Raw genomic sequence first — 12,593 nt, forward strand, 5'->3', positions numbered from 1 at the left:
GGCGCTCGCGGTGCGGGTTTTTGCGCGTTTGCACGCGCACCTTGAGCGCATACGATGCACCATCTCCCAGATGGATACATGCACCTCATGAAAAAGTTCCTTTTGACGCCCTGCCTGGCCGCCGTGGCCCTGTCTTTGTCGTTCGGCGCCTTGGCACAAAAACGCGATGACGCCATCTTTGCCGCCGCGCAGGCGGCGCAACCTGCGGTCATTGACACCCTGCACAAACTGGTGTTGATCGAGTCGGGCTCGGCCAACATCGCAGGCATCGCGCGCGTGGCCGACTTTGCGCAAGCACGCCTTGACGCCTTGGGCGCCAAAACCGAGCGCATCAAGACCAGCAACAGCGAGCGCGTCATGGTCAAGGGCGTGCTCAAAGGCCAGGGGCGCCTCAAAGCCATGCTGATCGCGCACATGGACACGGTGTATGCCGACGGCATCCTGGCCACGCAGCCCTACAAGCTTGACGGCAACCGCCTCTATGGCCCCGGCATCGCCGACGACAAGGGTGGCATCGCCGTCATCCTGCATTCGCTGGCGGTGCTCCAATCGCAAGGCTGGAACGACTTCGCCACCCTCACCGTCTTGTTCAACCCCGACGAGGAGATTGGCTCCGGTGGCTCGGGCGCCTTGATCCAGTCGCTGGCCGCCGAGCACGATGTGGTCTTGTCGTACGAGCCCACGGCGGCCAAGAGCATGGCCAAAGTCGAAGGTGTCTTGCTGGCCGCTGCGGGCACCGCCATGGCCACCATGGAAGTCAAGGGCAAAGCCTCTCACGCGGGCGCTGCGCCGGATGAGGGCCGCAACGCACTGATCGAGTTGTCGCACCAGATGCTGGCCACCGAAGGCATTGCCAAAGGCATCGCCGGTGCCCAGCTCAACTGGACCTATGCCCAAGCGGGCTCGGTGCGCAACCAGATCCCCGAGAGCGCCGTGGCCACGGCCGATGTGCGTTTGCTCAAACCCGATGCAGCCGAAAAACTGCAAGCGGCCCTGGTCGCCAAAACGCAGGAAAGCCGCCGTGTGCCCGACACCCATGTGCACGTCAAGCTCGAAGTGGGCCGCCCACCTTATGTGGCGGGTGAGCGCGGCATGGCCCTGGCCCAACGTGCCCGAGCCATTTACGCCGAACTCGACGGCCGCCCCTTGTTCTTCCACCCTGTCACGGGCGGCGGCACCGACGCGGGCTTTGCCAGTGGCTCGGGCAAGGCCGCGGTGCTCGAAAGCCTGGGTCTGGCCGGTTGGGGCTTTCATGCGCGCGACGAGTACATCGAGATCGACTCCATCGTGCCTCGCCTGTACCTGACCGCACGTTTGCTGCAAGACCTGGGCAAGCAACCCTGACGCTCGCTGCCCTGCTGCGGCGCACACGGGCGACTGGGGCTGGCGCGTTGGGTAGGTACACTGCCCGAATGAATGCCAACCTCCTGTTGCTCGCCCTGTGCCAGGGCCTGTTCCTCACCAACAACGTCACCTTCATCGCCATCAACGGCCTGGTGGGCCTGAGCCTGGCCCCGTTGGGCTGGATGGCGACTTTGCCCGTCATGGGCTATGTGGTGGGCGGTGCCCTGTCCACCGGACTGGTGGCCAAAAGCCAGTCACGCTGGGGGCGCAAAGTGTCGTTTCAGTTGGGCTTGTTGGTGGCATTCCTCTCGGCCCTCTTGGCCGCGTATGCGGCGTTCAGCCACAACTTCTGGCTGCTGGTGTCGGCCACCGTCATCGCGGGGTATTACAGCGCCAATGGGCAGCTCTACCGTTTTGCCGCGGCCGAGTTGGCACCGGCACCATTTCGGGAAAAAGCCGTTTCGTTGGTGATGGCCGGGGGCCTGATCGGTGCCATCGTTGGCCCCAACCTGGCTTCGCGCACCAAGGGCCTGTTCGAGACCCCATTTATGGGCGCTTATCTGGCGCTGATGGCGGTGGCCTTGCTGGCCATGGGGCTCATGGCATTTATTCGGTTCCCGGCCGAGCCCCCCAAAGCGGTGGGCACATCGGGTGGTCGCCCTTTGCGCGAGATCATGGCCCAGCCGGTGTTCATCGTGTCGGCTGCAGCGGCCGCGCTCAGCTACGGGGTGATGAACCTGCTCATGGCCGCCACGCCGCTGGCCATGCAGGTGTGTGGCTACACCTTCAGTGATGCCGCACTGGTGCTGGAGTGGCACGTGATCGGCATGTTCGCGCCGGGCTTTTTCACTGGGCACCTGATCAAGAAGTTCGGCACATTGCCCATCATGGCCGTGGGCGTGCTGCTCAATGTGCTGTGCATCGCCGTGGCGCTGTCGGGTGTGGACCTGCACCAGTTCCTGATGGCGCTTTTTTTGTTGGGTGTGGGCTGGAATTTCCTCTTCACGGGCAGCACCACGCTGTCGATGAAGGCCTGGACGCCCGAAGAAAAAGACCGGGGTCAGGCCGCCATCAATTTCCTGGTGTTCGCCACCATGGCTTTCACCTCGTTCGCCTCGGGGGCCCTGGTCACCACGCAGGGCTGGACCTGGCTGAACATCGGCTCCACCCTGCCCGTGGCCCTGACCGCAGTGGCGCTGGTGTGGCTCACGCTCAAGCAGAAAAGCGCGTGAGCAACCAGGCCTTGAGCACAGCCAGCACCTGATCGCGCTCGGGGTCGTTGAAGATCTCGTGGTACATCGCTTCAAAGCAGTGTGCCTGCACCAGTGCCTCAGGGGCTGATCGGGCGAACTCGGCGCTGGCCGGGGCGTGCACCAGGTGGTCGTCTCCCGCGTACAGCAGCAAAGTGGGCACGGCCCAGTCGGCGGCCTGGCTGAGGGTGCGTGCGCCTTCTTGCAAGATCCATGCGGCCAGCCCGGCCGAGATGCGGCGGTGCACCAGCGGGTCGGCCAGGTAGGCCTGTACTGCGGCTGCATCGCGCGCCACAAATTGCGCATTCAGTCCGTTGTCCACACGCAGGTGCGGTGCCAGCTTGGGCAAGGTGGCCAGCAAGAGTTTTTGCACGATGTTGGGCGAGGCCCCAAGTGCGGGCGAAGACAGCACCGCCGCATCCACATAGCGCAGTTGCTCGGCCAAGGCGCGAGCAACCACCAGGCCGCCCATGCTGTGGCCCAGCAGCACCAGTGGCAGGTCTGCGCTGTATGGGCGTTGCCGTGTGGCATCGATCACATGGCCCAGATCGGCCTGCAGGCTGCCGGGGCGCAGCATGTCGCCGCGCGCGCCTGCAGACTGGCCGTGGCCTTGCTGGTCGTAAGCACGCACGATGAAGCCCCAGTCGCGCAAATGGCTTGCCAGTTCGCCATACCTTCCGGCGTGTTCGCCCAGGCCGTGCACCAGCACCACGGTACCGAGCGCCGGTACTTCTGGCACAGGCCAGTCATACATGGCCAAAGTGCCAGCTTCACCCGCAAGGTCAGACCGCGCAGGCTGTGCCCGTGCTGCCGTCATGGCATGCGCGCCATGACCTCGGCCACGGCCGCGGTCAGCTTCTTGGCATAGGGCACGTGCAAAAACTCGTTCGGTCCGTGCGCGTTGCTCTTGGGGCCCAGCACACCGCACACCATCATCTGCGCCTGGGGGAAACCGGCGCTGAGCATGTTCATGAGCGGGATCGTGCCGCCCTGGCCGATGTAGCCCACCCCTGCACCAAAGTGCGCCTGGCTTGAAGCGTTGAGCGCCTGTTCAAACCAGGGCAGGGTGTCGGGTGCGTTCCAGCCGGTGGCGCCGCCGTTGGATTCGAACGTCACCTGGGCCTGATACGGTGCGTTGTCTTCCAGCAAGGCTTTCATCTCGGCCACGGCTTGGGCCGCGTCCACCAGCGGAGGCAGGCGCAGGCTGAGCTTGAAGGCGGTGTAGGGCCGCAGCACATTGCCCGCGTCTTTGAGTGAAGGGAAGCCCTCGGCCCCGGTCACACTCAGTGTGGGTGTCCAGGTGCGGTTGAGCAGGGCCTGCACCGGGTCGGTGGTGGTGGGCAAGGCAAAGGTGGTCGAGCCGCCACAGTCGTAGTGGGCCCAGGGGAAACGCTTGTACACCTCCTCGCCCAAAATGGCCGCCGTGGCTTGGGCTTGCGCGAGCCGCTCGGGCGGCACTTCGCAATGGAAGCTGGCGGGCAACAGGCGGCCGGTGGCGCTGTCTTCGAGGCGGTCGAGCACCTGGCGCATGATGCGGAAACTCGACGGCACCAGGCCCGAGGCGTCGCCCGAGTGGATGCCCTCGGTCAGGATTTGCACCTTGAGTGTGCCGCTGGCCATGCCGCGCAGGCTGGTGGTGAGCCACAGCTGGTCGTAGTTGCCCGCGCCGCTGTCCAGACAGATCACCAGGCCCACATCACCCAGGCGCGTGCGCAGCGCGTCCACATAGGGCAGCAGGTCGTACGACCCAGACTCTTCGCAGGTCTCGATCAGGCCGACGATGCGCGGGTGCGGTGTCTTTTGGGCCTTGAGGGCCTGCACCGCCGCGATGCTGGCATAGACCGCATAGCCGTCGTCGGCACCGCCTCGGCCATAGAGCTTGCCGTCTTCGAGCACCGGGGTCCAGGGGCCCAGGTCGTTGCGCCAGCCGTTGAATTCAGGCTGTTTGTCCATGTGGCCGTACATCAGCACGGTCTGGCCGCTGCCCTCGCCCGCGCTGCGCGTGGCGTCGACTTCAAAGAACATGACCGGCGTGCGGCCCGGCAGGCGGATGATTTCGAGTTTGAGGCCTTCGACCTTTTGCGCCAGCACCCAGTCGGCCGCATGGCGCAACACCGTCTCGATGTGGCCGTGCGCGGCCCAGTCGGCGTCGAATGCGGGTGACTTGGCCGGGATCTCGATGTACTTTTTCAGCTCGGGCAGGATGGTGCTGTCCCAGGCTTGGGTCACGTGGCTCAGGGCCTGGGCGCTGTCGAGGGCTTTGCGGGGCAGAGGGGCGTTCATCATGGGCTCCTGTCAACGGTTCAACGGTATTTTTGCATCCAGGCCAGGCCACGGGAAGTCCCGCCTGCTGTGGTGTCAAGCGGGTTGTACTCACAACCGATCCAGCCATCCCAGCCGCATTCGGCGCTGACCTGGTCGATCGTCTGGAAGATGTGCGCCCAGTTGATTTCGCCTGTGCCGGGTTCATGGCGCGCGGGCACGTCGGCGATCTGGATGTGGCCCACGCGGCCTGTGGGCAGGTATTGAGCGATCTTGGCGCTCAGGTCGCCTTCGACGATCTGGCAGTGGAACAGGTCCATCTGCACCTTCACGTTGGCTGCGCCCACCGCCTGCACGATGCGGTGCGCATGGTCTTGCCGGTTGAGGTGAAAGCCCGGGATGCTGCGGGTGTTGATCGGCTCGACCAGCACATCGCGCCCGGCCTTGGCGGCCTCGGCTGCGGCCCATTGCAGGTTGCCGATCAGCGTGGCATCTGCGATATCTGCGCTCGCGCCCTCGGCCCGCAGGCCCACCATGGCGTGGATGCGGGGACAAGCCAGGACCTCGGCCCAGTCCAGCGCCTGCGCAAAGCCTGCACGGAACTCGGCCTCGCGCCCAGGCACACTGGCCGAGCCGCGCTGGCCTGCGGCCCAGGCTGCGTCAAAGCCCGCCACATCGCTGCCGCCGGGTGGGGTGTTGAACAGCACCTGCTGCAGGCCATTGGCTTTCAGGCGTGCCGCGATGTCTGCTTTGGCAAACGCATAGGGGAACAAATATTCGACCGCCTTGAAGCCGTCCTTGGCCGCTGCGTCAAAGCGGTCCAGGAACGGCAGATCGGGGTACATCATCGAGAGGTTGGCGGCAAAGCGGGGCATGGGGTTCTTTCGGTGTGCAATGGATTCAATCGCGGCGAGGGCGCCGCTCCTACTAGGTCACCAACGGGCACCAAAGCTCTGGCGCAGTTCGTCCAGGTCGGTGGCGCGCAGCGGCGGGGTGTGGGGTTGCAGCAGCATGAGCCGCGCGGTCTCTTCGAGTTCTTCGAGCGTGGCCATGGCCGCTGCAGGCGTGTCGTGCCACACATTGGGCCCCAGGCGCGGCAGCATCACGGCGCGGATCGGTGTGCCTTGCGCGGCGTGGCTGCGGATCAAGGCGGCCACCTCTTTGGCGGCCTCGGGGCTGCCCGGGCGGTGGTAACGCACCAGCGGCACATGGCCGACCTTCATCACAAAGTAGGGCGTGATGGGCGGCAGCAACTCCGGCCCGTGGGCGTTCAGGCTCAGGGCCACGCAGTGCGTGCTGTGGGTGTGGATCACGCAACGCGTGTCGGCATCGGTCTCACAAGCGGCAGCGTAAATCTGGCGATGCAGGGCGATGGTCTTGCTGCCCTTGTCGCCGCTGACCTGCTGGCCTTGCAGGTCCAGCCTGGCCAGGCGCGCCGGGTCCAAAAAACCCAGACACGCATCGGTGGGCGTGATGAGAAAGCCGTCATCGAGCCGCACGCTGATGTTGCCCGCCGTGGCGTGCACATACCCGCGCTCGAACAGGCTGCGGCCAACACGGCAGATTTCTTCGCGGGCCTGGGATTCATTCATGCGCGGTCTCCAGAGGGCATGGATTCATTGTAGGAGCCTCGCCCTCGGGGCGAATGTCTGCGGGCTGCGGATGCGCCTTCGCGGCGGTGGCGCCGCTCCTACAGGGGGCATGGGTCATGGCAAGGCGGCAAAGGCTTTGGTGAAAAAGTCTTCGGTGCCGAAGTTGCCCGACTTGAGCGTGATGTGCACACCCCCGTGGTCGCCGGGCGCATGGCACCACGGCACCCCCGGGTCGATCTGCGGGCCGATCTGCAGCTGCGCGATGCCCAGCGCTTGCACACAAGCGCCCGAGGTCTCGCCCCCGGCCACCACCAGCTGCTGCACACCCAGGCCCACCAGGCCCCGGGCCACGGCGGCCAGCGCGTGCTCGACCAAAGCACCCGCCTCGGCCACACCCAGCTGCGCCTGCACGGCTTTGACGGCTTCGGGCTCGGCGGTGGAGTACACCAGGACCGGACCGTCTTGGAGCAGCGGCGCGGCCCAGGCCAGCGCCTGCTGCACCACGGCGTCACTTTGGCCATTCATCAAGCTGGCGGGGTCAATGGCCAGCGCAGGTCGGCCACTGGCTTTGAAGTGCGCCACCTGCGCGTTGGTGGCCAAAGAGCAACTGCCCGATACCACCGCCCGTGACCCTTTGGCGGCAGGCAACTGGCTGGCCTGCAGCGAAGGCTGGAGGCCAAAGTTGGCGGGCAGGCCAATCGCCACGCCCGAGCCTGCAGTGACCAGGGGCATGCCCTTCAAGGCAGGCCCGAGCCGATGCAGGTCGTCGTTGCTGGTTGCGTCCACCACGGCCACGCCCACGCCTTCGGTGCGCAGCGCTGCGATGCGTTCACGGATGGCGCCTTCGCCCTGCGCCACCGTTTTGTAGTCGATCAAGCCCACCTTGCGTTTCGTTTGCGCCTGCATCACGCGCACCAAGTTCGCATCGGTCATCGGTGTGAGTGGGTGGTTTTGCATGCCCGACTCGTTGAGCAACACATGGCCCGCGAACAGGTAACCCTTGAACACGGTGCGGCCGTTATCGGGGAACGCCGGGGTGGCGATGGTGAAGTCCGTCTTCAACGCGTCCATCAGCGCCTCGGTCACCGGGCCGATGTTGCCCTCGGGTGTGCTGTCAAAGGTCGAGCAGTATTTGAAATAAATCTGCTGTGCACCTTGTGCCTGCAGCCACTTCAAAGCGTCAAGCGATTGCGCCATGGCCTCGGCCGCAGGGATGGTGCGCGACTTGAGCGCCACCACCACGGCATGAACATCAGCGGCCAGCGGGGACGTGGGCACACCGATCGTCTGCACCACCCGCATGCCCGAGCGCACCAGGTTGTTGGCGAGGTCCGTGGCGCCGGTGAAGTCGTCGGCAATGCAACCGAGTTGGATGGTCATGCCTTGCCTTTCGGCAGTTCAATGCCCGGGAAGATCTTGATCACGGCGCTGTCGTCTTCCTTGGCAAAGCCCGCCGTGCTGGCCTGCATGAACATCTGGTGCGCGGTACTGGACAGCGGCAGCGGGAATTTGCTGGCCCGCGCCACGTCGAGCACGATGCCCAGATCCTTCACAAAAATGTCCACGGCCGACAGCGGTGTGTAGTCGGCCGCGAGCACATGGGCCATGCGGTTTTCAAACATCCAGCTGTTGCCTGCGCTGTTCGTGATGACTTCGTAGAGTGCCGCTGCGTCCACACCTTCGCGCAAACCCAGGGCCATGGCTTCGGCCGCTGCGGCAATGTGCACACCCGCCAGCAACTGGTTGATGATCTTGACCTTGCTGCCCGCGCCCGCGCTGTCGCCCAGCTTGTAGACCTTGGCGGCCATGGCGTTTAAAAACGGTTCGGCCAGCGCATAGGCATCTGGCTTGCCCGCCGTCATCATGGTCATTTGGCCTGAGGCCGCTTTGGCCGCGCCGCCCGAGATGGGTGCGTCGATGTAACGCAGGCCCATGGCTTCGAGCCGTGCTTCGAGCGCAACCGACCAGTTCGGGTCCACGGTGGAGCACATCACGAACACGCTGCCGGGCTTCATGCTGGCCGCACAACCGGACATGCCATCGGGTGTGGTGCCGTCGCCAAACAGCACGCTCTCGGTCTGCGCGGCATTGACCACCACCGACACAACCACGTCACACGCTGCGCCGAGCGACGCCAAGGTGTCGTGCGCCACGCCGCCTTCGGCAACAAAGGCTTGCGCCACCTCGCGGCGCACATCGAACACCTGCACGCTGTGCCCGGCGCGGCGCAAAGACTGCGCCATGCCCGAGCCCATGGCCCCCAAACCGATCAAACCAACGGTGCTCATGTGTTTACTCCAGTGAGATGCGGGCGTAGTCCGCCACTTTTTTCCATTGCGCGGTGTCGGCCTGCATGAAGCTGGCCATGCCTTGCGCGTTGACCCAGGTGGGCTCGGCCCCGGCCTTTTGCATGGCTGCTTTGACCTCGGGCTGCTGCGCCACGCGTTCGAGCGACTGCTCCAATTTCTGTTGCACGGCCGCAGGCAGGCCTGCAGGTGCGGCCAGGCCAAACCAGGCAAAGACCTGGTAACCCTTGAGTCCCGCTTCTTCCATGGTGGGCACGCCCGGCAAGGCACTGCTGCGCTGCGGCGTGGTCACGGCCAGCGCCTTGAGCTTGCCACCGTTGATCAGGCCGAGTGCAGACGGCAGGTTGTCGAACATGAAGCTCACCTCGTCGGCCATCACGGCGGTCAGGCCCGCTGCGGCGCCCCGGTAAGGGATGTGCGTGACGAACACGCCCGCCTGGCTTTTGTACAGCTCGGCGCTCAGGTGCAGCGAGGTGCCCTGCCCGTTGGAGGCGTAATTGAGCTGGCCTGGCCGCGCCTTGACCCGGGCAGTCAGGTCCGCCAGAGACTGGATGCCCGAGGCCGGGTTCACCACCAGCACATTGGGCACACGGCCCAGCAGGCCAATGGGCACGATCTGCTTGGGCTCGTAAGGCAACTTCTTGTAGAGCGCCGGGTTGATCGTCAGCGGGGGCGAGGCCATCAGCAGCGTGTAGCCATCGGGGGCGGCCCGCGAGGCTTCGCCTGCACCCAGGTTGCCGCCCGCGCCGGCCTTGTTGTCGATCACGATCGGCTGGCCCAGCTCCTGCGCCAGTTTGGGCGCGACCAGCCGCGCCATGTTGTCGATCAGCCCACCCGGCGGGAAAGGCACCACCAGCTTGATCGGGCGAGTCGGCCATGTCTGGGCGGCTGCTGGCAAAGCGAGGCCCATCGTGGTCGCCACTGCACCCAGCGTGACCCACAAAGTTCGTCGGTTCATGGGGACTCCTGATGTAAATTGATCAGGTCATCATACAAATTATTTGCCGGTTCCGCATTGGGGTGAATACCCAATGGATGGGGTGCTGTCAGGCACGGTCAAAGACGGGTCCAGGCTGGAAGCGGACCTTGGCTTTGAACGGCTGAGGGGCAGACTCCTATCATCTCCAACAGTTCATGTCAGACTGCACAGCCTTCGGTTCCATCCCAAACGTGATTACGCAAGAAAGTGGGTCAGGCATCATTCAAAATCATGCCATTTAGCGGAGGCGCAGACTGTATGGCATTTGTAACCACGATTCCAACCCCTGCTGGATCAGGGCTCACTATCCAACTCGATAAGGGTCAAGTCCTATTCTTGGTCGGCGCGAATGGGACAGGTAAGTCAAGTCTGATGCATCAGTTCTACAGCGCGCATCACGCGAACTCACGTCGAATCTCGGCGCACCGTCAAACTTGGTTCTCATCGAACGCAATCACGCTTTCGCCAGAGCAGAAGAGGCAAACAGAGTCAACCATCAAGGGCATCGACACAAGCCCACAGGCACGTTGGAAGGACGACTATTCTGCTCAGCGCGCCAGCATCGCCATTTATGACCTGATCGATGCTGAGAACGTACGCGCGAGATCAATCGCCGGGGCAGTCGACAAAGGTCAAATTGATTTGGCAAAAGACCTCTCACTCAAGGATGCACCTCTAAAAGTCATCAATGAACTTTTGCGCCTATCGAACATCTCCATAGAAGTTTCGATTCATCAAAACGAGCAAGTTCTGGCTAGCAGGTGCGGAAGTCCAACTTACAGCGTTGCGGAGCTTTCGGACGGAGAGCGTAATGCGTTGCTGATCGCAGCGAGCGTGCTGACAGTACCGCCTGGAACGCTTCTCCTAATAGATGAGCCAGAACGCCATCTGCATCGGTCGATCATCTCCCCGCTTCTGACGCTACTTTTTTCAAAGCGTCCAGACTGCGCATTTGTAGTGTCTACACATGATGTTATGCTGCCACTAGATAATCCAACAGCAAAGACGCTGCTTGTGCGGGGATGCACATACTCCGGAAACGTCGTGAGTGGATGGGACGTTGATTTGCTTGACAGCGCTGAGCACGTTGACGAATCTCTCAAGCGTGACATCCTTGGAGCGCGGAGACTTGTGTTGTTTGTCGAAGGTGAGTCTCATAGTCTGGATGCGTCTCTATACGCGCTGGTCTTTCCTAACGCTTCGGTTGTTCCAAAGACAAGTTGCCGTGAGGTCATTCATGCCGTAAACGGTGTGAGGGGAGCAGCCTCACTGCATTGGCTGCGAGTCTTCGGACTAATTGATAACGACCGAAGATCCTCTTCCGAAGTCGATCAACTTCGAGAGCAGGGCGTGTATGCGTTGCCAGTTTTCTCGGTCGAGTCGATTTACTACCATCCAAAGATACAGTCTCTTGTAGCTGCTCGTCATGCTGCAGTTACTGGATCGGATGCAACTTCGCTGGTCGCTGAAGCGACCGAACGTGCGAGTGCAGCGTTACGTCCTCATGCACGCCGTCTCTCCGAGAGGGTGGTCGAGCACGCTCTCCGCGACGAGTTGGAGCGGCACTTCCCGACGAGCAAGGACATTGCATCCGGTAATCCGATATCGGTGACCATCGATGTTCGAACAGCAGTCGAGACCGAGCTTTCCACTCTGAACGGCTTCTTAGAGCGGAAAGAGCTGCAGGCTGTGATCGAAAGATACCCCATTCGGGAAACACCTGCACTCAGTGAAATTTCTAAGAAACTCGGTTTTCAAGGACGCGAGCAGTACGAGTCCGCGGTTCGAAAGCTATTAATGGATGACACTGAGGCTCTGACGTTTGTCCGTTCCATGTTTGGACGTCTAAGTGGCGAACTGATGGAATAATTTATCCAATACGTACGAGTGACGTGAGCGGCTGCTTTATGGCGTCGGACCGAAGCGTTCGATTGGCCGTTCTTGGTTGGACATAGTTAGCCACATGAACTTTTCCAAGGTCAGCAATCGCTGCATTTCAGTCATCCACTTTGTCACAGCAACCGGTTGAGCACTGTTCGCAGTTGATGTCCGTTTGGCAAGTAAAGATCCATCAACGTCACAAAACGATCGTTTGGCCTGCGGCGCAACCAAGGCTGGCGATAAACTTTCCTGGGTGTGCACCAATTTCACCCCAACCCAACGCGCCCAGTGGGTCAAGGAAAAGCTCGGCGTTGACTTGCCTGCAGGCTATCCTGAAGAGTCGTACCCAGGCTTTGCTTCGCCCATCGTGGTCAAGAGCCATCAGACGGGTCGGGTGGCGTGCGGGCTCGCACGGTTTGGTCTGATCCCCGCATGGGCCAAGGACGACAGGATCAGTCGCCACACCTACAACGCCCGCAGCGAGACCGCTGCCGAGAAGCCCAGCTACCGCACTGCATGGCGACAGCGCCAATATGGCTTGGTGCTGGTGGATAACTTCTACGAACCCAGTTACGCGTCCGGCAAGGCGGTGCGCTGGAAAATTGCATTGGCCAGTGGCGACCCGTTTGGCATCGCCTGCCTGTGGGACCGTTGGACCGACCCAGCATCTGGCGAGCGGGTGGTGAGCTTTTCGATGCTCACGGTCAATGCCGATGAACACCCGGTGATGAACCAGTTTCATAAGCCCGGCGATGAAAAACGCACCCCCGTCATCATGGCCCCCGAACTGCATGACGCCTGGCTGAGTGCAGGCATCGCCCAGGCGGCCGAACTGATGCATTGGCAGCACATGCCCGAGCTGGTGGCCATGCCTGCACCTCGGGCCTGATCCGAAAGTTCGCCTCTAGATCGGGTTTGGAGGTCTTAAAGTACTGTATATACATACAGTATATTAAAGGCATGCACACACTGCCTGTTT

11 protein-coding genes are annotated in these 12,593 nt (G+C 62.7%); 4 read left to right on the top strand and 7 right to left on the bottom strand.

Annotation, left to right across the window (positions count from 1 at the left end; all coding sequences use genetic code 11):
* Positions 1-78 precede the first annotated feature (78 nt).
* A complete protein-coding gene (locus tag IC609_RS06830) occupies positions 79-1,344 on the top strand; it encodes a glutamate carboxypeptidase (protein WP_191818659.1) in 1,266 nt (421 codons plus the stop codon).
* 68 nt (positions 1,345-1,412) lie between these two features.
* Positions 1,413-2,576 carry an MFS transporter gene (locus tag IC609_RS06835; protein ID WP_191818660.1) on the top strand — a complete coding sequence of 388 codons (1,164 nt, stop codon included), beginning with the start codon at positions 1,413-1,415 and terminating at the stop codon, positions 2,574-2,576.
* Here IC609_RS06835 and IC609_RS06840 read toward each other — a convergent pair.
* The 7 genes from IC609_RS06840 to IC609_RS06870 form a co-directional block, all read right to left on the bottom strand.
* Complete coding sequence (locus tag IC609_RS06840) at positions 2,557-3,411, bottom strand: alpha/beta hydrolase (RefSeq protein ID WP_191818661.1); 855 nt, start codon at positions 3,409-3,411, stop codon at positions 2,557-2,559. The two genes, IC609_RS06835 and IC609_RS06840, sit on opposite strands and share 20 nt — an antisense overlap.
* Positions 3,408-4,877, bottom strand: coding sequence for a M20 family metallopeptidase (locus tag IC609_RS06845; protein WP_191818662.1), 1,470 nt, complete (start codon positions 4,875-4,877; stop codon positions 3,408-3,410). The genes IC609_RS06840 and IC609_RS06845 overlap by 4 nt, the downstream gene beginning before the upstream one ends.
* Positions 4,878-4,897: 20 nt before the next feature.
* The gene (otnI, locus tag IC609_RS06850; protein WP_191818663.1) at positions 4,898-5,731 is read right to left on the bottom strand and encodes a 2-oxo-tetronate isomerase; all 834 of its coding nucleotides are present in this window, start codon (positions 5,729-5,731) and stop codon (positions 4,898-4,900) included.
* Between the two features lie 57 nt (positions 5,732-5,788).
* Positions 5,789-6,448 carry a class II aldolase/adducin family protein gene (locus IC609_RS06855; RefSeq protein WP_191818664.1) on the bottom strand — a complete coding sequence of 220 codons (660 nt, stop codon included), beginning with the start codon at positions 6,446-6,448 and terminating at the stop codon, positions 5,789-5,791.
* 114 nt (positions 6,449-6,562) lie between these two features.
* A complete protein-coding gene (otnK, locus tag IC609_RS06860) occupies positions 6,563-7,828 on the bottom strand; it encodes a 3-oxo-tetronate kinase (protein WP_191818665.1) in 1,266 nt (421 codons plus the stop codon).
* The gene (ltnD, locus tag IC609_RS06865) at positions 7,825-8,736 is read right to left on the bottom strand and encodes an L-threonate dehydrogenase (protein WP_191818666.1); all 912 of its coding nucleotides are present in this window, start codon (positions 8,734-8,736) and stop codon (positions 7,825-7,827) included. Before ltnD ends, otnK begins: the two co-directional genes overlap by 4 nt.
* A 4-nt stretch (positions 8,737-8,740) precedes the next feature.
* Positions 8,741-9,712, bottom strand: a complete 972-nt coding sequence (locus tag IC609_RS06870) for a Bug family tripartite tricarboxylate transporter substrate binding protein (protein WP_225224011.1) — start codon at positions 9,710-9,712, stop codon at positions 8,741-8,743.
* 279 nt (positions 9,713-9,991) lie between these two features.
* Between IC609_RS06870 and IC609_RS06875 the strand changes: the two genes are divergently transcribed.
* Positions 9,992-11,602, top strand: a complete 1,611-nt coding sequence (locus tag IC609_RS06875; protein WP_191818667.1) for an AAA family ATPase — start codon at positions 9,992-9,994, stop codon at positions 11,600-11,602.
* A gap of 265 nt (positions 11,603-11,867) precedes the next feature.
* Entirely contained in the window at positions 11,868-12,503 is a 636-nt protein-coding gene (locus IC609_RS06880) for an SOS response-associated peptidase (protein WP_191818668.1), read from the top strand.
* Positions 12,504-12,593 lie beyond the last annotated feature (90 nt).

The sequence above is a fragment of the Limnohabitans radicicola genome (assembly GCF_014837235.1).
GTDB lineage: Bacteria > Pseudomonadota > Gammaproteobacteria > Burkholderiales > Burkholderiaceae_C > Limnohabitans_A > Limnohabitans_A radicicola.